Annotated in this window: 24 protein-coding genes; all 24 read left to right on the top strand. The window is 29.3% G+C overall.

Annotated features, from left to right (window positions below; all coding sequences use genetic code 11):
- On the top strand, positions 1 to 290 hold a 290-nt coding region (locus tag I4U58_RS04170), incomplete at its 5' end, for a hypothetical protein (protein ID WP_207743815.1).
- Between the two features lie 39 nt (positions 291 to 329).
- A complete protein-coding gene (locus I4U58_RS04165) occupies positions 330 to 2318 on the top strand; it encodes a penicillin-binding transpeptidase domain-containing protein (RefSeq protein ID WP_195929785.1) in 1989 nt (662 codons plus the stop codon).
- Positions 2319 to 2679: 361 nt separating this feature from the next.
- Positions 2680 to 3636 (top strand): phospho-N-acetylmuramoyl-pentapeptide-transferase, encoded by a 957-nt coding sequence (mraY, locus tag I4U58_RS04160; protein WP_343003800.1) that lies wholly within the window; start codon positions 2680 to 2682, stop codon positions 3634 to 3636.
- A gap of 19 nt (positions 3637 to 3655) precedes the next feature.
- Positions 3656 to 5011: a UDP-N-acetylmuramoyl-L-alanine--D-glutamate ligase gene (gene murD / locus I4U58_RS04155; protein ID WP_195929783.1), complete on the top strand. Its 1356-nt coding sequence runs from the start codon at positions 3656 to 3658 to the stop codon at positions 5009 to 5011.
- A 38-nt stretch (positions 5012 to 5049) separates the two neighbouring features.
- Positions 5050 to 6201 carry a putative lipid II flippase FtsW gene (ftsW, locus tag I4U58_RS04150; protein WP_330605475.1) on the top strand — a complete coding sequence of 384 codons (1152 nt, stop codon included), beginning with the start codon at positions 5050 to 5052 and terminating at the stop codon, positions 6199 to 6201.
- 14 nt (positions 6202 to 6215) lie between these two features.
- Complete coding sequence (gene murG / locus I4U58_RS04145; protein WP_195929782.1) at positions 6216 to 7433, top strand: undecaprenyldiphospho-muramoylpentapeptide beta-N-acetylglucosaminyltransferase; 1218 nt, start codon at positions 6216 to 6218, stop codon at positions 7431 to 7433.
- A 227-nt stretch (positions 7434 to 7660) separates the two neighbouring features.
- Positions 7661 to 8401, top strand: a complete 741-nt coding sequence (locus I4U58_RS04140) for an FtsQ-type POTRA domain-containing protein (protein ID WP_195929781.1) — start codon at positions 7661 to 7663, stop codon at positions 8399 to 8401.
- A 290-nt stretch (positions 8402 to 8691) separates the two neighbouring features.
- On the top strand, positions 8692 to 9864 hold the full coding sequence (ftsZ, locus tag I4U58_RS04135; protein WP_195929780.1) for a cell division protein FtsZ: 1173 nt from the start codon (positions 8692 to 8694) through the stop codon (positions 9862 to 9864).
- Between the two features lie 204 nt (positions 9865 to 10068).
- A complete protein-coding gene (locus tag I4U58_RS04130) occupies positions 10069 to 10896 on the top strand; it encodes a sigma-E processing peptidase SpoIIGA (RefSeq protein ID WP_195929779.1) in 828 nt (275 codons plus the stop codon).
- 19 nt (positions 10897 to 10915) lie between these two features.
- On the top strand, positions 10916 to 11647 hold the full coding sequence (sigE, locus tag I4U58_RS04125) for an RNA polymerase sporulation sigma factor SigE (RefSeq protein WP_195929787.1): 732 nt from the start codon (positions 10916 to 10918) through the stop codon (positions 11645 to 11647).
- Positions 11648 to 11736: 89 nt separating this feature from the next.
- On the top strand, positions 11737 to 12510 hold the full coding sequence (gene sigG, locus I4U58_RS04120) for an RNA polymerase sporulation sigma factor SigG (protein ID WP_195929778.1): 774 nt from the start codon (positions 11737 to 11739) through the stop codon (positions 12508 to 12510).
- 264 nt (positions 12511 to 12774) lie between these two features.
- Entirely contained in the window at positions 12775 to 13035 is a 261-nt protein-coding gene (locus I4U58_RS04115) for a YlmC/YmxH family sporulation protein (RefSeq protein ID WP_195929777.1), read from the top strand.
- Positions 13036 to 13068: 33 nt separating this feature from the next.
- Complete coding sequence (nrdR, locus tag I4U58_RS04110) at positions 13069 to 13527, top strand: transcriptional regulator NrdR (protein ID WP_195929776.1); 459 nt, start codon at positions 13069 to 13071, stop codon at positions 13525 to 13527.
- A 1-nt stretch (position 13528) separates the two neighbouring features.
- Positions 13529 to 14251 (top strand): peptidoglycan editing factor PgeF, encoded by a 723-nt coding sequence (gene pgeF, locus I4U58_RS04105; protein ID WP_195929775.1) that lies wholly within the window; start codon positions 13529 to 13531, stop codon positions 14249 to 14251.
- Between the two features lie 12 nt (positions 14252 to 14263).
- A complete protein-coding gene (locus I4U58_RS04100; RefSeq protein ID WP_195929774.1) occupies positions 14264 to 14947 on the top strand; it encodes a response regulator transcription factor in 684 nt (227 codons plus the stop codon).
- A 17-nt stretch (positions 14948 to 14964) separates the two neighbouring features.
- Entirely contained in the window at positions 14965 to 16266 is a 1302-nt protein-coding gene (locus I4U58_RS04095; RefSeq protein WP_195929773.1) for a HAMP domain-containing sensor histidine kinase, read from the top strand.
- A 138-nt stretch (positions 16267 to 16404) separates the two neighbouring features.
- Positions 16405 to 17337, top strand: a complete 933-nt coding sequence (locus I4U58_RS04090; protein ID WP_195929772.1) for a YIEGIA family protein — start codon at positions 16405 to 16407, stop codon at positions 17335 to 17337.
- 19 nt (positions 17338 to 17356) lie between these two features.
- A complete protein-coding gene (locus I4U58_RS04085) occupies positions 17357 to 18289 on the top strand; it encodes a YIEGIA family protein (RefSeq protein WP_195929771.1) in 933 nt (310 codons plus the stop codon).
- 1 nt (position 18290) lies between these two features.
- Positions 18291 to 18488 (top strand): hypothetical protein, encoded by a 198-nt coding sequence (locus I4U58_RS04080; protein WP_195929770.1) that lies wholly within the window; start codon positions 18291 to 18293, stop codon positions 18486 to 18488.
- 89 nt (positions 18489 to 18577) lie between these two features.
- Positions 18578 to 19903 carry a DUF512 domain-containing protein gene (locus I4U58_RS04075; RefSeq protein WP_195929769.1) on the top strand — a complete coding sequence of 442 codons (1326 nt, stop codon included), beginning with the start codon at positions 18578 to 18580 and terminating at the stop codon, positions 19901 to 19903.
- A gap of 13 nt (positions 19904 to 19916) precedes the next feature.
- Positions 19917 to 21245 (top strand): ribosome biogenesis GTPase Der, encoded by a 1329-nt coding sequence (gene der, locus I4U58_RS04070; RefSeq protein WP_195929768.1) that lies wholly within the window; start codon positions 19917 to 19919, stop codon positions 21243 to 21245.
- Between the two features lie 21 nt (positions 21246 to 21266).
- A complete protein-coding gene (gene plsY, locus I4U58_RS04065; protein WP_195929767.1) occupies positions 21267 to 21872 on the top strand; it encodes a glycerol-3-phosphate 1-O-acyltransferase PlsY in 606 nt (201 codons plus the stop codon).
- A 19-nt stretch (positions 21873 to 21891) separates the two neighbouring features.
- Positions 21892 to 22917: an NAD(P)H-dependent glycerol-3-phosphate dehydrogenase gene (locus I4U58_RS04060; RefSeq protein ID WP_195929766.1), complete on the top strand. Its 1026-nt coding sequence runs from the start codon at positions 21892 to 21894 to the stop codon at positions 22915 to 22917.
- Positions 22918 to 23104: 187 nt separating this feature from the next.
- Positions 23105 to 24505, top strand: a complete 1401-nt coding sequence (gene spoIVA, locus I4U58_RS04055; RefSeq protein WP_347708160.1) for a stage IV sporulation protein A — start codon at positions 23105 to 23107, stop codon at positions 24503 to 24505.
- The last annotated feature ends 66 nt before the right edge of the window (positions 24506 to 24571 follow it).

The following is a 24571-nucleotide window of genomic DNA, read 5'->3' as shown; positions in this document are numbered from 1 at the left end:
CTCACTGCTTTGCTGGAAACTGTGCAAGAGGAATGAGTTTAGTAGCTCTTCATAATGGTGGAGCAGTTGGAATAGGAGATTTATGTATTTACCAGATTTCTTCTAGCTTAAAATACGATATATACTATTTAGAAAAAGATTTAAAAGAAAAACAAAATAAGCTACAGACATTAGAAGTTGAAAAAAGGGTAAACCAAAATTCAAAAAAAATTGAAAAAGATGCTAGCAAAAAATTAGATATGATTTATCCTGCAGAATATCAAAAAAAATATATTTCTGTGGATGATTAAATAATATGATTTTTATACATTATAAAGAGGAGGATGATTATGAAGAAGATAAGAATCAGAAGCAAAAAAAGGCTAGTTTTAGTCCTTGTTTGTGCGTGTACCTTGTTCTTAGTATTAATAGTCCGAACTTGTTATCTACAACTTATAAAAGGAGAGTGGCTGAGCACAAAAGCATCTGAACAACAAACTAGAGAAATACCTGTTGAATCAAAAAGGGGAACAATATACGACAGAAATATGAAGGAGATGGCAGTTAGTGTCACAAAATATACTATTTGGTGTAAACCTGTTGAAGTAAAAGATAAGAAAGAAGCAGCTAAAAAAATTTCAGAAATTGTTAAAGATAAGGATTATGATGAAATATTAAAATTATTATCTAAGACAAATCAAGCATTAGTCAGAATTCAACGTTGGGTAGATGATGATGTTGCAGATAAAATTCAAAATGCATCTATTCCAGGTATATGGATATCAGAAGACCCACAAAGATATTATCCATATGGCAATTTTGCACCATATGTATTAGGTCATACATCATCAGATGGAGAAGGTGTAACAGGAATAGAGCTACAGTACAACAAAGAATTAAAAGGTCAAGATGGAAAATTAATTGTCAGTACAGATGCATCTGGTAGAGAAATCAATCAAGGGGTAGAACAATATTATGAAGCAGTTCAAGGAAATGGAATTGTTTTAACGATAGATGAGGTAATCCAAAGTTATGCTGAAAAAGCAGCTCAAAGGGCATATGAATTAAACAATGCTAAGAGGGTTAAAATAATAGCGATGGACCCTAAAACAGGTGACGTTTTGGCAATGGCATCAAAACCAGATTATGATCCAAATCAACCTACAAAGGCAATATATCCATACTTTGAAGAACTATTAGACAGCTATGACGACGACAAAAAAATAAATGCTTACTATGAAATGTGGAGAAATACTCTTATAAGTGATACTTATGAACCTGGATCTACATTTAAACTTGTAACTGCTACATCATCAGTAGAAGAAAACGTAATAAAACCAAATGAAAAATTCACATGCACAGGTAGTGTAACTGTAGAAGGTAGAAGAATTAAATGTTGGAGATCTTATAGACCACATGGTAGTGAAACATTTGAACAAGCAGTTCAAAATTCATGCAACCCAGTATTTGTAGAGTTAGGAAAGAGACTCGGCGTAAGTAGATTATATGATTACATAGAGGCCTTTGGTCTTACAAGTAAAACAGGTATAGATTTGACTGGTGAAGCCAACAGTATACTATACAAAGAAAAAGATGTAGGTCCTGTAGAGCTTGCGACTATTTCTTTTGGTCAATCAATATCAGTAACCCCTATCCAACTAATAACTGCAGTTTCATCAATAGCAAATGACGGAAAATTAATGCAACCAAGATTAGTTAAAGCATATACAGACAACGAAGGCAACATAACAAAAGAAGTTGAACCTAAAACTGTAAGACAGGTAGTATCAAAAGAAACATCACAAAAAATGTTAAAAGTTATGGAATCTGTCGTTACTGACGGTGGAGGTAAAATAGCTTATCTTCCTGGATATAGACTAGGAGGAAAGACAGGAACAGCACAAAAGGTTATAGATGGACAATATGCACAAGGTAAGTATATATGCTCATTTATTAGTGTAGCCCCTGTTGATGACCCTCAAATAGTAGTGCTTGCTATAGTCGACGAACCGACAGATGTAGTTGCATTTGGTTCAACTACAGCAGGTCCAATTATAAAAGAAGTAATGAGCCAAAGTTTAGAATATTTAGGAGTTAAAAAAGTTTATACAGAAGAAGAGAAAAAAGAAAATGAAAAGAAACAAGTTAAAGTTCCAGATGTAAGAAACTTAACAATAAAAGAAGCCACAAAAGTGCTAGAAGAAAGCAACTTAGAATCAAATTTAGATACAGATATAGAAGTAGACGAAAAAAATATAGTTACAGATATGTTTCCAAAGCCAGGAGTAAAAGTAAACGAAGGTTCAAGTATAACCCTATACTACAACAATAATAAATAAATAAATATACATTAAGTAAATACATTATAAAACTCTAGACATTATACATATACATTTAATAATACTAAGATAAAGTAAATGAAAGCGTTACGACGTAATACTTATATTATAAATATCTTCAAAAATGAGGCGATTTGGTATATAATTAATAAGATTGGAGATGTAGATAGTATTATAAATAAGTTTTTAAACTTGGAAACATAATATCACAACCAAAATTTTTACAGTCATCATACAAAACTTTAAGATTAAAATGTATAAATAGGAATATTTAGCATAAAAAAAGTTAATAATCGCAAATGAAAAATAATTAATTAAAAAAGATGAAACAACAGGGAGAGGAGTTTTAATAATGTTAGGAATTAAACAACTTACGTATACAGCAATGATTGGTTTCTTAATAGTAGTAATACTTGGACCAATATTTATACCAATGCTTGCTAGATTTAAATTTGGTCAAACGGTTAGAGATGAAGGACCTCAATCTCACTTAGCAAAAAACGGAACACCAACAATGGGTGGTGTTATGATGATAGTAGCTATATTAATTACAGGGCTTACAAGAGCAAAAATAAGTCAAGGACTAATAGTTGGACTTATTTGTATAGTAGGATTTGGTTTTGTAGGATTTTTAGATGACTTTATAAAAATAAAAATGAAAAGATCGTTAGGTCTTAAAGCTTATCAAAAGATAATACTACAGTTTGCTCTTGCTTTATATATTGCATATTATCAATATAGTGCATCACCAAGCGCAACACAACTTGTTATACCATTTACAAACCATATAATCAATTTAGGAATATGGTATATACCATTTATGATGATATTCATAATAGGAACTGTAAATGCAGTTAACTTAACAGATGGACTTGATGGTCTTGCATCAGGTGTTACTTTAATAGTATCATGTTTCTTCATACTATTTGCAGTATCAATATCTAATTCTGATGTAGCTATACTTGCTGCAGCAACAGCAGGTGCTTGTTTAGGATTCTTAGGATTCAATGCATATCCTGCAAAAGTATTTATGGGAGATACAGGTTCAATGGCATTAGGTGGAGCAGTAGTTGCATTTGCTACTCTTACTAATTCACCACTATTAATAGTAATAGTAGGATTTATCTACTTAGCAGAAGCTTTATCTGTTATGATACAAGTAACTTACTTCAAATTAACTAATGGTAAAAGAATATTTAAAATGGCGCCATTACACCACCACTTTGAACAATGTGGATGGCCAGAAACAAGAGTTGTATTCATATTCTGGATTGCAACAGTAGTTTTATGTTGGATAGGTGTTTTAGCAGTATTTTAAGTGATGGGGGTAAATTAAAATGGATTTAAAAGGAAAGAATGTTTTACTTATAGGTTTAGCAAAGACTGGTATATCAACTATTAAATTATTAGATAAATTAGAAGCTAAGATAACAGTTAACGATATAAAAGCTGAAGAAAAATTAGCAGATATATTAGAAGAATTAAAAGATATAAAAAATGCAACTTATATACTTGGATATCATCCAGAAGAAGTAGATCATATCGATTTAGCAGTAGTATCTCCTGGGGTGCCTCTTGATTTACCATTTATACAAAAACTATATTCTAAAAATATAAAAGTAATTGGTGAAGTAGAATTAGCATATGAATTATCAAATAATCCTACTTTCATAGGTATAACAGGTACAAATGGAAAAACAACTACTACATCTTTAGTAGGAGAGATATTTAAAACAGCTAAATGTGACACATATGTAGTTGGAAATATAGGAAAACCAGTTATAGAAACTGTCGGTATAGCTGATGAAAAATCTTTCTTAATTACAGAGCTTAGTAGTTTCCAATTAGAAAGTATAGTAGAATTTAAACCGAAAGTAAGTATGATACTTAATCTTTCACCAGACCATCTAAATAGACACCATACAATGGAAAATTATATAATGGCAAAAGCTAATATATTTAAAAATCAAGACGAAAATGATTTTACAATATTAAATTACGATGATGAAGCAGTTAGAGCTTTATCAACTAAATGTAACTCTCAAGTTTTATACTTCTCTAGAAAACACCAAGGTGTAAGAGGAGTATATGTAAACAATGAAGGTAATATAGTAATAAATATAGATAAAGAAATAGTACTTCTTCACGAAGATGAACTTAGCTTACCAGGAGGACATAACTTAGAAAACTGCATGGCTGCAGCGTTAAGTGCATATGTTTCAGGTATAGATATTAAAGTAATAAGAGAAGTATTAAAAACTTTTAAAGCAGTAGAACATAGACTAGAATATGTAAAAACTGTAAATGGAGTTATGTACGTAAATGACTCAAAAGGTACTAATCCAGACTCAACTATTAAAGCAGTAACTTCTTATAAAAAGCCTATTGTATTAATAGCTGGTGGATATGACAAAGATAGTACTTATGACGAACTTTTAGATATTGCAAAACAAAATGTAAAAGCTTTAGTATTATTAGGTGAAACTGCACCAAAAATAGAGGCTTGTGCAAAAACTAAAGGATTTGAAACTATAAAAATAGTAAAAAGCATGAAAGAAGCAGTAGAAACTTCTGCTCAGCTTGCAAATGAAGGTGATGTAGTTTTACTTTCACCAGCTTGTGCAAGTTGGGATATGTACACAAGCTTTGAAGTGAGAGGACGCGACTTCAAAGATAATGTAAACAATTTATAATTTAACCTCTTCCTTCGAAGCTAATAGCGATGAGGAGGGTGGTAGTCATTCATATGCCTAATGAAAGTTTGAAAATTAAAAAGCAAATTACAAAGGGGATGAAGACGGAGTTTGATTTAGTAATTTTTTATACAACAATAGCCTTAGTACTATTTGGAATAGTTATGGTGTTTAGTGCAAGCTATGTTCAAGCATCATTTAAACACCATGATGGCTATTTTTTCTTAAAAAGAGATATAATTTATGCAGTGCTAGGGTTTGTGGGAATGATGTTCATGTCAAATATAGACTATAATATTTGGAAGAAAAATTCATTGCCACTTTGTATATTTACTGTTATATGTTTAGCGTTAGTTTTGACACCATTAGGTATAGAAGCTAACGGTGCTAAAAGATGGCTAGGTGTAGGTGGAGCTACATTTCAGCCATCGGATATAGCAAAATTTGTAACTATAGTAATTACAGCAAAAGTCATAGAAAAAAGATATGAAAATATAAAATCTTTGACAAAAGGTGTTATACCAATTTTAATAATTCCATCAATATTTTTTATATTAATAATGTTACAACCTAATATGTCTACAGCTGGGACTCTAATAATAGTTGTATTTATTATGTTGTTTGTAGCAGGAATGAATATGAAATTCGTAATGACTATGTTAATTGCAGGTATTGGATTATTTGGAGTTTTAGTCATTGCAGAACCATACAGATTAAAAAGATTTACAGCATTCTTAGACCCATTTCAAGATCCACTTGGAAGTGGATATCAAGTTATACAAAGTCTTTATGCAATAGGCTCTGGCGGCCTTTTTGGGCTGGGACTTGGCAAAAGTAGACAAAAATATTTTTACATACCAGAACCTCAAAATGACTTTATTTTTGCCATAATTGGCGAAGAGTTAGGTCTTGTAGGTTGTATTTTAGTTATAATGTTATTTGTAATATTAGTATATAGATGTGTGAAGATAGCCTTAAAATCAAAGGATTTATTTGCATGTATGGTAGTGATAGGAATCGGTGCCCAAATAGGAATACAAGCAGCATTCAATATAGCTGTTGCAACATCTTCTATGCCAGCGACTGGGGTGGCACTTCCATTTATAAGTTATGGAGGAACCTCGCTCACGGTGCTGATGGGTGAAATTGGAATTGTGTTAAACATCTCAAAAAAAGTAAAAATTAATTAACAGGAGATGATGAAGTGAAGGTATTATTAGCCGGTGGCGGTACTGGAGGCCATGTATACCCAGCTATAGCTATAGCAAATAAAATAAAAGAACATAATCCTGATTGTGAAATTTTATTTGTTGGAACTAAAAACGGTATAGAATCTGAAATAGTTCCAAAAGCAGGTTTTGAATTAAAAACAGTCACAGTTCAAGGTTTTAAAAGAAAAATAGATTTAGACAACATAAAAAGAGTATTTAAACTATGTAAAGGTTTAGAACAATCTAGAAGAATCGTAAAAAAATATAAACCAGATATCGTAATCGGTACTGGAGGATATGTAAGTGGACCAGTTTTATTTAACGCAGCAATGAACAAAAGAGTAACTATAGTCCATGAGCAAAACTCTTTCCCAGGTGTTACAAATAAAATATTATCTAAAGTAGCAACTAAAGTTCTTACAAGTTTTGAGGATTCTCACAAAAGATTCCCAGAAGCTAGTCAAGATAAACTAGTTCTTACAGGAAACCCAGTAAGAAAAGAAATATTAAATTCTAGAAAATTTATAGCGAGAAAAAATCTAGGTATTAGCGAAGATAAAAAAATGGTACTATGCTACGGAGGTAGTGGTGGTTCTGAAGAAATAAACGACGCTATGAGACTTGTTATAGAAAACATGGTAAAAGAAGATGTTGCATTTATATTTGCGACAGGAAAAGTTTATTATGATGAATTTATAGAAACTATAAAAGATATCGAACTTAAACCATACCAAAGAGTTATGCCTTACTTAGATAATATGGCTGATGGTCTTGCAGCAAGTGACATAGTAATCGGTAGTGCAGGTGCAATATCTTTAGCAGAGATAACTGCTCTTGGAAAACCTTCAATAATAATTCCAAAAGCTTATACAGCAGAAAATCACCAAGAATACAATGCTAAAAGTATAGAATCTCAAGGTGCAGGAATTGCAATTTTAGAAAAAGATTTAACACCACAATCTTTAAATGAAGCCGTATTTAAATTACTTGGAGACAAAGAATTACTAATAGATATGGCAAATAATGCAAAGAAAATAGGTAAACCAGAAGCAATTGACTTAATCTACAATGAAATAATGAAATCTTATAATGAAGCTGTTGGCTCTAAAAAGAAAAACAAAAAGCAAAAAGAGCAATCTGAAGTTAAAGAAGAAAATGTAGAACAACAAACTGCACAAGAACCTAAAGTTATAGGAATAAAGAAAAAATAAGTTAATAATTTAAATATAAAAGATATAGAATTAATCAAAATAAATTGATTTCCTCTATATCTTTTTTTGATAATAAAATACAAAGCTCGATATATTTTGGCTTTTTTATATAAACCATAAAAAGAATTAGTATTAATTTGTTTCAAAAAAATTAATTTATATGTAGGAAATATTATCATCGGTGTAGTATTTTTGATTTATAAACTTATATTTTCAGGAGTGGTTTTATGAAAAAGAAAAGAAGGAAAATAAGAATAAATCGATTGATAATGTTATTTCTATTTATATTCCTATTTTGTTTTTGTTTTATAGTATTTATAAGAAGTGATTTTTTCTGTTTAAAAAATATAGATGTAGTAAATAATCAAGTTCTTTCAAAAACTGAAGTCAAAGATTTAGCTAAAGTTAGTACAGGTAAAAATTTATTTTCATATGATTTAAAAAAAATCAAGGCAAATGTAAGTGAAAGTAGATACATAGAAAGTGTAAAAGTTAAACTTTCTATACCACATTCAATAATAATAGATGTAAAAGAAAAAGGTATTAATTGTGTTTTGAAAGATAAAGGCGACAATTACTATTACATTGACGAAGACATGAATTATATAGATAAAGTAAAGTATGAAAAAATAAAGGATAACTGTCCAATAGTTCAAATTGATTTTACTATAAAAGATAATAAATTAAATTTTGAAAATAAAAATGATAAGAAAAAATTAGCTTCATTGCTGAAAAATATTAAAAAAGAAGGACTAGATAATAAAATCAATAGTATTGCTTTTTTAGATAACAGCACAATTAACATGAACACAAAAGAGGGAATAAAAGTCATAATTGATAAAAAAGGTGATATGAAACATGATATGGCAAAATTGACTCAAATTTTAACTGATTTAAAAAGTCAAAATATAAATTACGGAAAAATTGATATGACATTTTCAAAATACACCTTATATACATATAAATAATATGAGAAAAAGAAGTACAAAAAGTAAAAATAAGTACAATTTAACGTTTTTTAGTATATAAGTTATATATATTATAAAAAGTTTAACAAATTAAATAAAATAAATGATATAATATAGATGTTATATTTAAAATAGGTTTAATAGTACATAAGACATTTGAAGTAGTAGACAATTTAGAGACAACAATAAAATATATTTATTTTAATAAATATACATTAAATATTTAAATATTAAATGATATAATTAATATATATATAGAAATAATTACAAGAGAGGGAGGTTTCGATATTATGCTAAGCTTTGATTTAGAAACTGATAATAATGCTAAGATAAAAGTATTTGGCGTTGGTGGCGGTGGAAACAACGCTGTTAATAGGATGATCGAAGAAAAAATAAAAGGAATTGAATTTATATCAATTAATACAGATAGACAAGCATTAATTACATCGAAAGCAGAAAATCAAATTCAAATAGGAGAAAAACTTACAAGAGGGTTAGGCGCAGGTGCAGACCCAGAAGTAGGGAGAAAAGCAGCTGAAGAAAGTAAGGAACAAATAGAACAACTATTACAAGATACTGACATGGTATTTGTTACTGCCGGAATGGGTGGTGGAACAGGTACAGGGGCAGCTCCAGTAGTTGCACAACTTGCAAAACAAAAAGGTATCTTAACTGTAGGTGTTGTTACTAAACCTTTTGGATTTGAGGGTAAAGTAAGAATGAAAAATGCAGAAGCTGGGATTGAAGAATTAAAAGCTAATGTAGATACATTAATAACTATACCAAATGACAGATTACTAGAAGTAGTTCAAAAAAATACATCTATAGTAGAAGCATTCTCTATAGCTGATAATGTATTAAAACAAGGTATACAATCTATATCTGACTTAATAAAAGTTCCTGGACTTATAAACTTAGACTTTGCAGACGTTACATCTATAATGAAAGATAAAGGTCTAGCTCATATGGGTATAGGTAATGCTAGCGGTGAAAATAGAGCTATAGAAGCTGCTAAAGAAGCAATACAATCGCCATTATTAGAAACTTCTATAAGAGGTGCTAAAGGCGTATTACTTAACGTAACAGGAGGACCAAGCTTATCATTATTCGAAGCAAATGCTGCATCTAACTTAATAACAGAATCATGTGATCCAGATGCAAACATAATCTTCGGGGCGTCTATAAGAGAAGACTTAGAAGATGAAATAATGATAACTGTAATAGCTACTGGCTTTAATGAAGCTCCTCAAGGTGGATATGTTGAACCAACTCCAATCAAAAAAACTGAAATACCACCAGTTGCTAAACCAGAACCAAGACCTGTGATTCATCACCATGAACCAGTTCAAGAGCCTGAACCAGTAATCGAACCAAAAATAGAAAAAAGACCAGAACCAGTTAGAAATAACGACTGGGATGATGAAATGGAAATACCAACTTTCTTAAGAAATAAAAGAAGATAGTTAATAATAGATAAAAAAACTTTCAATAATATTGAAGGTTTTTTTATTTTTTTGCATATTTTTAGAAAAAGTATTTTGAATTCGACTGTTAGAAATGACAAATTATTTAAATGAAGTATTCTATAATATATTTAAGAAAAAGTTTAAAAACATTCATAGATTTTAGTACATTGTGTGATTAAGTAAGAAAGAGGAGAAGATATAATGTATTTAGATTATTATATTCTAGAAAACTTACTGATTAACTATATTATAATAAATTGTACTACATATATTACAAAAATATACACAAAAAAATTTAAGCAAATATGTGGAGCTATAATAGGTACTATCTACAGTGTTATGTATATCTATAAAGACTTAGAAATCTTTTTTACCCTACCTTCTAAATTTATATTTTTTATAGTAATCGTTTTAATATCTTTCAATGTAACTAATAAAAAAGATTTTTTTAAGATACTTTTCAATTTTTATCTAGTAAATATATTTATATCCGGAAGCACTTATTTTGTTATTTATTTTACAGGTATTAGTCATATGACTATATCTTTTTTTATAATATGTTCTTATATTAGTTGTAAATTATTGAAAAAAATAGTTAATGATTTTAGATTGCTAAAGCATATAGATGATATAACTAAAAAGATAAGAATAAAAATATTAGATAAGAATATAGAATGTATAGCATTATTAGATAGTGGAAACCTTCTACAGGATCCTATTAGTAAAAGTGATGTTGTAATAATCAAGGCAAGTCTTTTAGAAAATTTTTTACCAGAAAATTATAATTTCGAAAAAATGGATATGTCAGATATCCAGAGTTTAACAGAGTGTTTAGAACCAAATCTTTCGTCGAGAGTTAGAATAATACCTTATAAACATGTAGGTGACAACAATGCCGGAATGATTTTGGGGATAAAAGCAGATTATCTAGACGTAGATAATAAAAAAATAAGTAATATTATTCTCGGCATATCCAATTTTGAAGATGAAGGATATAGTGCAATTTTGAATCCGAGAATATTATATTAAAAAGGAGGACTTTTAATTGATATTACAAGTAAAGAAACTAAAAAGATTATTGTTTATGAAGTTAATTAAATTAGGCAATAAGCTAAAACTAATAAAACCTGATAGTTGTTATTATATGGGAGGTGTAAATGTACTTCCACCACCACTAACACTTGAGGAGGAAAAGGAACTATTACAAAAATTAGAGTACGATGACAATATAAAGACGATTTTAATAGAGAGAAACCTTAGATTAGTCGTTTATATATCGCGTAAATTTGAAAATACGGGAATAGATATGGAAGATTTAATTTCTATAGGTACAATAGGGCTTATAAAAGCAGTAAATACATTTAATTTAGATAAAAATATAAAACTAGCTACATACGCATCTAGATGTATAGAAAATGAAATATTGATGTGTCTTAGAAAGAATAATAAGAAAAAATCAGAAGTATCTTTTGATGAACCGCTAAATGTGGATTTAGATGGAAATGAACTTTTATTGTCAGATGTATTGGGAACTGATAATGATGAAATTTATAAAATAATTGAAGAAGAAATAGATAAGAATTTATTATTTATGGCACTAGATAAATTATCCGATAGAGAAAAGCAAATTATGGAATTAAGATTTGGTTTGAGCACAAAAGGAAAAGAAAAAACTCAAAAAGAAGTCGCTAACATACTTGGAATATCTCAATCCTACATTTCGAGATTGGAAAAAAAAATAATTTCCAGATTAAAAAAAGAAATGAAAAAATTTGTTTAATAGATAAATAAGTCCTTATTAAAAGTATAAAAATATATGATGTGTAAATAATTTCATATATAGAATCTTTTAAGAGAGGACTGAAATTTATGATTATAAATAAGGTTGAAATTTGTGGTGTAAATACATCCGAACTTCCTGTACTAAAGGCTGATCAAATGAGAGACCTATTAGTAAAAATTAAACAAGGAGATGAGGACGCAAGACAGAAGTTTGTAAAGGGCAACTTGAGATTAGTTCTAAGTGTTATCCAAAAATTTAATAATAGAGGAGAGAATGTAGACGACTTATTTCAAATAGGATGTGTTGGACTTATAAAAGCTATTGATAATTTTGATTTAAGTCAAAATGTAAGGTTTTCTACTTATGCTGTACCTATGATTATAGGCGAAATAAGAAGATACCTTAGAGATAACAACCCAATTAGGGTCTCACGTTCATTAAAAGATATAGCTTATAAAGCATTACAAGTAAGAGAAAAATTAATCAGAACGAATTCAAAGGAACCTACAATATCAGAAATAGCAAAAGAACTAGACATGGAGGTAGAATCTGTAGTTATGGCTCTTGATGCAATACAAGACCCAATATCATTATTTGACCCTGTATATCAAGATAATGGTGATGCAATATTTGTAATGGATCAAGTCCAAGACAAAAAGGATACAGATGAAAACTGGCTAGAAGAAATAGCTCTAAAAGAAGCTATAAAAAAATTGAGTTCAAGGGAAAAATTAGTCCTTGATTTAAGATTTTATAAAGGAAGAACTCAAATCGAAGTAGCAGATGAAATTGGTATTTCTCAGGCTCAAGTTTCTAGAATAGAAAAAAATGCCCTAAAAAATATGAGAAAATACATCTAAAAACAAAATACTAAAAATTAAAGCTGTCGTAATAGTAATTTAATTGTTTACTTTGCGACAGTTTTATTGTATATATCACTAAAATATTTGATTATTTTTTAATAATGTGTAAAATAAAACTAATAGGAAAATAATTATAAAGATTATAGATGATATCATGGTGAATTTTTTTTACTTATAAATAATAAACTTATATAAGACAATCCTTATTTAAAAATTTTTGTGAGGATTTCAATATTAAATATATAGGAGGTAAGATTCACTATGATGAGAATATCAGATATTATGGAAAAAGAAATAATCAATGTGAAAAATGGTAAAAAACTAGGTTTTATCACAGATATAGATCTAGATGTCGAAAATGGCAAAGTATCATCTTTTTCAATAACAGGGTCTTCAGGCAACTTTTTTTCAAGAGGGGCTGAAATCGACACTGTATTTTGGAGGGATATTTTGAGAATAGGTTGCGATACTATTATTGTAAGTATAGGATCAAATTTTGATAAAAATCAAATAGATATCTAAATTCTAAATCTTAACTAACTAAGGAGGAAAACAATGCAATGCCCATATTGTAACTACAAGGAATCTAAAGTAGTTGATTCGAGACATACAGATAGCAAGTCTATTAGGAGAAGAAGAGAATGTGAATCTTGTAAAAAAAGATTTACTACTTATGAGATTATAGAGACAACACCTGTAATGGTCGTTAAAAAAGATAACAGTAGAGAACTATTTAATAGGGAAAAGATAAAAAGAGGTATAATAAAATCTTGTGAAAAAAGACCTGTTTCAATAGAACAAATAGAAAGCATAATTTCTTATGTAGAAAATGAAATAAATAAAAATTATATAAGCGAAATAAATACTGATAAAATCGGTGAAATGGTAATGGATAAATTAAAAGATATAGATGAAGTATCATATGTTAGATTTGCATCTGTATACAGACAATTTAAAGATATAAATACTTTTGTAAGTGAATTAAAAAATATTTTAATGGAAAAGGGAGATTAATATGACACAAACTATAATAGATAAAAAAGATTATTTAACTATAAATAAAGAAGGATTAGAATTTGTAGATATAGCTATTACAACTACTAATATAGATGCAAAAAATTTAGATGATGTAAATAATGCATTTAAAGATGTATTTACTTTAAAAAATTTAAGTAAAAATAAACAAATACATTCAAACATAGTAAATAAAGTAGATAAAGACAATATAGGACAAATAATAGATGGAGACGCCATAATTACAAACGAGAAAAACGTTCCACTTCTAATATTAACAGCTGACTGTGTGCCAGTGGTTTTAGTTGATAAGGTAAATAAGGCTGTTGGGCTTGTTCATGCAGGTTGGAGAGGGACATACGGCAAAATTTGTTCAGAAACACTTCAATCTATGAAAGAAAATTATAATACAAATACAGAAGATGTAGTTGCAATTATAGGACCATCTATCGGAAAATGTTGCTATGAAGTATCTTATGACTTAGTAGAAAAATTCAGTGCACTTCTTCCAAATGCAGATGAAAAAATATATGAAATAAGAGATGAGAAGTATTATCTTGATTTATGGGAAATAAATACCCAAATATTAAAAGAATTTGGAGTACTAAAGTCGAATATAATAAATATGAATATCTGCACAAGTTGTAATTGTGATAGATTTTTCTCGTATAGAAAGCATGATAAAACGCCAAAGAGAATAGGAACCTTCATTGAGATAAAGTAAGGGGGTATTGTTATGGAGGAGAAAATATTAGTTATAGATGATGAAATGCACATAGTAGAGCTTTTAAAATTTAATTTAGAGGTAAACGGATATGTGGTTGACTACTCATTAGATGGTTTTGACGGATATCATAAGGCAAAAGAATTTAAGCCAAATCTAATACTTTTAGACTGGATGTTACCTAATATAAGTGGTATGGATGTATTAAAAAAAATAAGAAATGATGAAGAACTAAAAGATATACCTGTTATTATGCTTACAGCCAAGAATATGGAAAGAGACAAAGTTAAAGGGCTAGAAGAGGGAGCTGACGACTATATAACAAAGCCTTTCGGAATAAAAGAACTTTTAGCTAGAATAAATTCGGTTCTTAGAAGATATAATAAAACTGCAAATAAAGTAGAAGATATATTAAGTGTTAAAGATATAAAAATGGACTTAATAAAGCATGAAGTAACTAAAAAAGATAAGAAAATCGATTTGACTATTAAGGAATTTGATTTACTTAAATTACTCCTTCAAAATAAAGGAAAAGTACTTTCACGTAACTTTTTATTAGATAAAGTCTGGGGATATGAATATTTTGGAGAAACAAGAACTGTTGATGTACATATTAGATACTTACGAAAAAAAATTGAAACAGACGAAGAGAAATATATAGAAACTATTAGAGGAATAGGATATAAAATTAGTTAAAAGTTGAGGTAATACTTATGAATTCAAACTTACAGCAAGTAAATGGTGTATATTTTTTTATAATGCTTATTACATCAGCTTTAGCTATATTACTTATAAGATATACGGTAACACTGAGAAGATATCTAAAAGAATTTACTAGAGTTTCTAAAAAAGTAAGTAATAAAGAATTCCATACGAGATTTAATACATATGTAAAAGGTGAGCTAGGAGAACTATCTAAAAATTTTAATTATATGATTCAAATAATGGATAGTACAATTGAAGAAGTTGAATATAAGCACCTACAACTGACTTCCATTGTAAAAAGCATATCTCATGGTATTTTAGCAATAGACATAAAGGGAAATATTTTGCTTATAAATGATATAGCTAAAGAAATGCTAAAATGTGATTTGAAAACTAATGTAGAGGGATCAAATTTTAAATTTATCGTAAAAGATAAAAAAATACTTGAGATATTTCATAAATATGTAGGAAGTACTCAAAATGAAGTAATAGAATTAGATTTAAGAGATAACCTAGTATATAGGATAAAAATAGACCCAGTATATCTGCAGGATTCAAAACATGCGATAATAGGCTCTATTATAAATATTGAAGATATAACAGACCTTGTAAAATTAGAAAATATGAGACGAGATTTTGTAGCTAATGTAAGTCATGAACTAAAAACACCTCTAACATCAATAACTGGTTTTGTAGAAACTTTAAAAATAAATGATGAAATAGACAAAGCTACAAGAAATCATTTTTTAGATATAATCGAAAAAGAATCAAACAGATTAAAAGGTCTTATTGAAGATATATTAATGCTTTCTTCAATTGAAAATGGTCAAGATTTATCATACGAACAAGTTAAATTATTTGATATATTTAAAGAAGTATGTGAAATTACACAATATATTGCTTCATCAAAAAACATAGAAGTATCATATGATTTTGAAGATGAAGAAGTACATATATTAGGAATAAGGGACAATATAAAACAAATCTTTTTAAATCTAGTAGACAATGGAATAAAATATACACCTGAAAATGGACGAATACAAGTTATTCAATATTATGATAAAGATAAACAAAATATAATTTTAGAATTTAAAGATAATGGAATAGGAATACCTAAAGAATCTCTAAATAGAATATTTGAACGATTTTATAGGGTTGATAAGGCTAGAAGTAGAGATATAGGGGGTACAGGATTAGGTCTTGCGATTACTAAGCATATGGTAAAATCCTTAGGAGGAAATATAGAAGTTAATAGTATTTTAGGAGTTGGGAGTGATTTTATAGTCACAATTCCGCAAAATACAGAATAGAAATTAAATATCTGAAAAACGAAATCTTATGTAAATAAATCTATCAATATAGAAAGTTTACATAAGATTTTTTCTTTTGTACAAAATAAATTTATAACGTTTATACAATAAAATTTATTTTGTAAAGGAGTGTATTTTATGAAGGAAAGCGTATTAGACGAAGCTCTGTTTAGACATTCATTTTTAGTATCAGTCTTACTCGGAACGCTATGCAGATTTTTAGTTCTTAGAATAAAAGATAAACAATATCCAACAAGACCCCAAGATTATATAGAACAAATTATAATGGCAGGGCTTACATCAGCATTAGGAGGAATTGCTCTACCAGCCCTTATGGACAAAGAGTTCTCAGCATTGACTTTTTTAGCAGTAGGTATCCAACAATTCCAAGGATTATCTAAGCAAGAAAAGATAACTCTAAACAATATCGATGAAGATGAATTAGTTAAAAAGGGTGCAACCTATATAGACGAAATAGCATCTACTTATGAAGTAAGAAGCTATGTGAGTTTATTTGCAGGTCTTGGCTCATCAATAGCTTATGTCATCATTGCAATGCGATTTGGCGAAAATATAATAATATGCACAGTAGCAGCTATACTTGTAGCCGCGATAGTCGGTTTAATATTTAGAAGAATATTGAGAAGAAACAGTATCAATGATATAGCCGATATAAAAGAAGCAAAAATTTACTTTGATGGACCTATAATGAAAGTCAATGATGTAGTTATTACAAATATAGGTCTAAAAGCGACGAGAGAAAAGTTTTTGAAAGACGGAATAGCAATTGAAGTTGTGCCAAAAGACGAAAAAGATTTTGGCGTTATAAATGATTTGGGTCAGAGAGATGCAATTATATACAATATATTTATTCATACAGGTGTAGATAAAGATGTAGATGAACACGATATAGTTTCAACCTCAAAAGTAGATTTAAAAACAAAAAGTGTGTTGATTGTTTTTATGCCGATTCTAAACGATATGGAACTTATAAAACAAGTTGCCGGAAGTACGCCAATCCTAGAAGCGGCAAAAGGAAAACAAAGTAATTACCAATGTTTAATAAAATAATAAGTTTGAGAGGTATAAAATGGACAAAATTTTTTTAATCGGAATAGTAATAGGAATATTAACTAGATTAATTATGCTTAATTTAGAACAAAAACAATATCCAACACAACCAAATGTTTTAATTTCACAATTAGTTTTAGCTTTTATTGCATCTGCACTAGGTGCATTATTAGTTCCTGCATTAATCGAAAGATCATATACATCAATTACATTTTTATCTTTAGCAGCAGAACAATTTAGACAAGTAAGAGAAAATAGAAGAGATACACTGACAGAATTAGAAGCAAAACAACTTGTGCAAAGAGGAAATGCATTTATAGAAGAAATTGCAAAGACGTATGAAGTTAGAAACTATATGTGTATAATATCTTCATTTTTTACAGTTGGTTGCTACTATTTAATTACATCAGAATTCAAATTAGGTCAAAATATAAGCTTACTTATAAGTACTATATTAGGTATAGTACTAGCATTTATTTTAAAAAAGCTTATAAAAAGGGATTCTATTGGAGATATCGCAGATGTAAAGATTGTAGATATATCATTTGAAGATAACAGTATACTCAAAGTTGGCTCACTAAGTGGAATAACAAACGTAGGGTTAAAGTCAGAACGAGAAAAATTTTTAAAATATGGAGTTGGAATAGAAATACTTCCAAAAGACAATAATTATATAAATGCTTCAATAATACAAGACCCAGGCCAAAGACAGACAATAGCATATAATTTATACAGCAGATTGGGGCTTTATAGACAAAAAAACGAGCCAGTTTTTACTCCTATACCAAGACGAAATCCTAAAAACGAAAGTCTAGTAATAGCGTATTTACCTATAGAAAAAAACATTGAGGCAGTTATACAAGCAGTTAAATCAACTCCTATAGTATCAAGTGCTAGAGGTAAAAATATAGCCTTAAAAAATTATGTAATAGGAAGAAAGGAAGGTAAGTAATATGTCAGATATGTCTATAAATGATTTTACATTAGCTATAATAACAACGAATAAAAATATGACATCTGGAGGAGGTTGTCCGATATTTTATGCAGATAATGACGATGACATGCAAAATAAAGCTATGTTGATGGCTAAGTGTGTTGATGGTGTTGTTCATGAAATCGCAAAAGAAACCCTAATAATAGTTAAACACTAAAATTAATGTATATAAATTTATATATTTGACTAACTTAAAATTATACGATATTATAAGATGATGTATTTTTAGAGAAGGGTGAAAGATTTATGGAAGTCAACGTAAAAAATAGCAACAATATCATAAGTAAAGTTTATAAAGGTTCTATTGCTGAAGAAATAGGAATAGAAGTAGGAGACTTATTAATAGCTGTTAATGACGAAGAAATTCACGATATTATAGAATATAAATTTTTAATAAGTGATGAGTATATAGAATTAGAAATACAAAAAAGAGATGGCGAAGTCTATATATATGAAATCGAAAAGGATTTTGATGAAGAATTAGGTATCGAATTTGTAAATCCTATAATCGATAAAGCAAAAAGCTGTAGAAATAAATGCGTTTTCTGCTTTATAGACCAACTTCCAAAAGGTATGAGAGAAACTCTTTATTTCAAAGATGACGATTCAAGACTTTCTTTCTTACAAGGAAATTTTGTCACTTTAACAAATATGAGCGAAGAGGATATAGACAACATAATAAAATACAGAATAAGTCCTATAAATATATCAGTTCATACAACAAATCCAGAGCTTAGAAGAAAAATGATAACAAATAAGCACGCTGGAAAATTAATCGATACTATGAGGCGATTAGCTGATGCACATATCGAGATGAACTGTCAAATAGTATTATGTCCTGGATATAATGACAAAGAAGAATTAGATAGAACTTTAAGTGATTTATCAAACCTTTATCCTTATGTAAATAGTGTAGCTATAGTACCTGTAGGTATTACTAAATACAGAGATAATTTAGCAAAACTAGAAATTTTCGAATATGAAAGTGCAAATGAAACAATCGACCAAGTACATGCTCTACAAGAGAAGTATTTAAAAGAATTAAATACAAGATTTGCTTTCTTATCAGATGAGTTTTATATAATAGCAAAAAGACCACTATTAGATTATGATGAATACGAAGGATTTTTACAATTTGAAGATGGAGTAGGGATGATTCGTAAACAAGGAACTGAAACAATAAACTACTTAAAAACTTTAGATGCAGATGATAGCATAGAAAAGACTGTTTCTATAGCAACAGGAAGTTCAGCATATGAATTTATCCTTGATATGGCAAATAAAGTTATGGAAAAATTCAAAAATGTAAAAATAAACGTATATAAGATAAGAAATGATTATTTCGGTCATACAATAACTGTATCAGGTCTTATAACTGCTACTGATATAATCAATCAATTAAAAGATAAAGATTTAGGTAGTGCTTTATATATAACTAGATCAATGTTAAAAAGCGATGAAGAAGTATTTTTAGATGATATAACATTAGAAGAATTAACAGAAAAATTAAATGTTCAAGTAATAACTTGTCAAAATGAAGGAAAAGATTTTGTAGAAAAAATCATAAACTAGAAGGGAGATTAAAATGAGCGATAATAGACCAATTGTAGCAGTAGTTGGTAGACCAAATGTAGGAAAATCAACACTGTTCAATAAATTAGCAGGAAAGAGAATATCAATAGTAGAAGATACACCAGGTGTAACAAGAGATAGAATATTTGCAGAAGTAGAATGGTTAAACAAATACTTCACATTAATAGATACAGGTGGTATCGAAAAAGATAACGGAGATGTAATATTATCTCAAATGAGAAACCAAGCGATGTTAGCAGTAGACATGGCACACATCATAATTTTTGTTGTAGATGGAAAAGCTGGTATTACAGCAGCTGACAAAGAGGTAGCTCAAATACTTAGAAAAACAAATAAACCAGTTTTATTAGCTGTAAACAAAATAGACAGTATAAACCAAATGGACAATATATATGACTTCTATGAATTAGGTTTAGGAAATCCATATGCAATATCAAGTGCAAATAGTATGGGTCTTGGAGACTTATTAGATGAAGTTGTAGAGCAATTCCCTAAAGGATTAAACACTGAGTATGACGAAGATATAATTAGGGTAGCAATAACAGGTAAACCAAATGCAGGAAAAAGTTCTATCTTAAATAATATTTTAGGAGAAAACAGAGTTATAGTAAGTCCAATTGCAGGTACTACAAGAGATGCTATAGATACATACTTTGAAAAAGACGGACAACAATATTTATTAATAGATACAGCAGGTATAAGAAGAAAAAGTAAAGTATATGAAAGAGTTGAAAAATTCAGTGTCATAAGATCTATGACTGCTGTAGAAAGAGCTGACGTTGTTTTAATAGTTATAGACGCAACTGAAGGTGTTACAGAACAAGATACTAAAGTTGCTGGTATAGCTCACGACGAAGGTAAAGGATGCATATTCATCGTAAATAAATGGGACCTAATTGAAAAAGACAACAAAACATTAGGAAACTACACAAAAGAAATAAGAGAGAAATTCCCGTTCATGATGTATGCACCAGTATTATTCGTATCTGCTCTTACTAACCAAAGAATGAATAAAATACTAGAAACAGTAAACTATGTAGCTAGTGAACATGCTAAACGTGTTAGTACATCAGCATTAAATGATGTTATAGGTGAAGCAGTTATGCTTAATCAACCACCATCAGACAAAGGTAAAAGACTTAAAATTTATTATGGTTCTCAAACAGGAACTAAGCCACCTAAATTTACATTATTTATAAATGATAAACAGCTTACTCATTTCTCTTATCAAAGATATCTTGAAAATAAAATAAGAGAGAACTTTGGATTTGAAGGAACTTCAGTGCAATTTGAGTACAGAGAAAAGAACAGAAGAAAATAATAAAAATATGGGGGGCCAGAGATGTTAGTTTATTTAATTATTATAGTAGTTGCTTATCTTTTAGGTAATATATCAACATCATATATTATTGGCAAAAAATTTGCAGGCGTAGACATAAGAACTCAAGGTTCGGGTAATGCAGGATCAACTAACGTACTTAGAACTATGGGTAAAAAAGCAGGAGCCATGACTTTTGGTGGCGATGTTTTAAAAGGTGCGATTGCAGTTGGATTTGCTAGGGTATTAGCCCATTACATGAAAGCAGATGAGGCAACTTGCGCTTATATAGCTGTAGTAGCCGTTGTAATAGGACATAATTGGCCAGCATTTTTAGGTTTTAAAGGCGGTAAAGGAGTAGCAACTTCTTTAGGTGCGATGTTAGCTATAAATCCTATTGTAGCTCTTACATGTTTAGCAGCATTTATAATAATAGTATTAGTTAGCAAATATGTTTCTTTAGGTTCTGTTTTAAGTATATGTTTGTCTCCTGTGTTGATGCTTATAAACCACAATACAAAAGGTATATGGGTAACATTATTTTTATCAGCATCAGTTATATATACTCATAGAGCAAATATAAAACGCCTTATAAATGGAACAGAAAGAAAACTTGGTGAAAAAAAATAATAAACTAGGTGGTGTCATTATGGAGAAGGTATGTGTAGTAGGTGTAGGAAGTTGGGGGAGCGCACTTGCCCTAGCTCTTTGTAAAAATGGATATAAAGTAGATATGTGGACGAGAGATGAATCTCAAGCAAACGAAATTAATACTACAAGAGTAAATTCTAGATTCTTACCAGGTGTTATTTTCCCAAAAGAAATGAGAATATCTACTGATTTAGAAAGTGTAATAAAAGACAGTAAAATAGTAGTATTGGCAGTGCCATCACAAGCTGTAAGAAGTGTATGCAAAAAGATAAAGCCTTTTATAAAAGAAAATCAAATTATAGTTGATGTTGCAAAAGGTCTTGAAAGAGAAACAGGACTTAGATTATCTGAAGTAGTTAAATCAGAACTACCAAATAATGAATATGTTACTTTATCTGGACCATCTCATGCTGAAGAAGTTTCTAAATTTATGCCGACTACATTAGTAGCAGCATCTCCAAATTTAGAAATAGCTGAAATTGTACAAGATGCATTTATGAGTCCTGTACTTAGAGTTTACACTAATCCAGATATAATAGGGGTTGAATTAGGTGGAGCTCTAAAAAACATAATAGCATTCGGTGCTGGTATGTGTGATGGACTTGGATATGGAGATAATGCAAAAGCAGCATTAATGACTAGAGGTATTACAGAAATAGGTAGACTTGGAGTTGCTATGGGTGCACATGTAACAACTTTCACAGGACTTTCAGGTATTGGAGACTTAATCGTAACTTGTACTAGTATGCACAGTAGAAATAGAAAAGCTGGAATACTTATGGGACAAGGAAAAACACTAGAGGAAACATTAGCTGAAGTTGATATGGTTGTTGAAGGTATTGTAGCAACAGAAGTTGCTTATAAAGTTGGTAAAAAATTAAATATTGAACTACCAATAACTAATGCTATTTATTCAGTATTATACGAAGGAGCAAATACTGAAGAAACTGTAAAAGCACTTATGACTAGACATAAGAAAAATGAAATGGAAGAAGTCGTTAATAACGGATTTGTACATAATTAATTTATATATAAAACCTACATGGATTTTAAGTTAAATAAAACTTAAACTCTATGTAGGTTTTATTTTTTTACATTTTATAGCACATATGAAATTATATTCATTCACAACCACGCAATAAGATTTTTGTTATAAATTTAGAAACTGTTCAATATACTTTAATAAGAAATGTATGCAGGAGGGAATAAGAATGAACATTTATGAGGATATAGCAAAAAGAACTCAAGGTGATATATATATAGGGGTTGTTGGCCCTGTTAGAACAGGAAAATCAACATTTATAAGAAAGTTTATGGAAACGCTAGTTCTACCTAATATAGACAATGAATTCAAAAGAGATAGAACTAGAGATGAAATACCTCAAAGTGGCTCAGGCAAAACTATCATGACTGTTGAACCTAAGTTTGTACCTGCAGATGGTGTAGTTATTGAATTAAAAGACGCTGTTTCTCTAAAAGTCAGAATGGTCGACTGTGTGGGATACATAGTTGATGGGGCATTAGGACACGAAGAAAACGGCAAACAAAGATTAGTATCTACGCCATGGTCAAAAGACGCTATGACTTTTGAGGAAGCTGCAGAAATAGGCACAAAAAAGGTTATAAGAGATCACTCTACAATAGGAGTAGTAGTTATAACTGATGGAAGTGTAACTGGTATAGAAAGAGGCAACTATATCGAAGCTGAAGAAAGAGTAATAGATGAGTTAAAATCAATCCAAAAACCATTTGTAGTAGTTTTAAACAGCATGACTCCAAAAGAAGAAAAAACAGAACTTCTAAGAAAAGAATTGGAAGAAAAATATGAAGTACCTATATTGCCAGTAAATGTGGAAGAAATGAATGAATCTGATATAGAAAATATCTTAGAAACAGTATTATATGACTTCCCAGTAAATGAAATAAGAATAAATATTTCTAAATGGGTAGAAGGATTAGAAAAAAATCATTGGATAAAACAAAGTATAATAGCTACATTAAAAGAATGTATAGCTAGTTTACAAAAAATTAGAGATATTGATGATATTATAAATGGATTTAAAGAATTAGAATTTTTAGAAGGCGTAAATGTAGATAGTGTAGAACTTGGTGAAGGAGTAATAAATATTCAATTAGCTACAAAACAAGAATTGTTCTATACAGTATTAGAAGAAAAGAGTGGATTTAAGATTGAAGGGGATAGTCAATTATTGAATTTAGTTACGACTTTATCTAAAGTAAAACGAGAATACGACAAGATAGAAGTTGCATTAAATGATGCTAAAACTTTTGGATATGGAGTTGTAGCACCATCACTTAGTGAACTTAGCTTGGAAGAGCCTGAAATTATAAAACAAGGAAAACAATATGGAGTTAAGTTAAAAGCAAATGCACCATCACTTCACATTATAAAAGCAGATATATCTACAGAAGTATCTCCAATTGTAGGAAATCAAGATCAAGGTGAAGAAATGGTTAAATATCTTCTAAATGAATTTGAACAAAATCCTAGTGAATTATGGGAATCAAATATGTTTGGTAAGTCATTAAATGATTTAGTAAAAGAACAGCTACAAAGTAAGTTGTATATGATGCCAGATGAAATTAGATAAAGAAATAGGACAAGTATCTAAACAAATAAATAAAAAATATGTAGATGCTACAATTTCAGTATCAGG

This window comes from Clostridium sp. 1001270J_160509_D11, from assembly GCF_015667935.1.
GTDB lineage: Bacteria > Bacillota > Clostridia > Peptostreptococcales > Peptostreptococcaceae > Intestinibacter.
The sequence above is the reverse complement of the archived record's forward strand: the minus strand, read 5'-3'. Positions and strand labels throughout refer to the sequence as shown.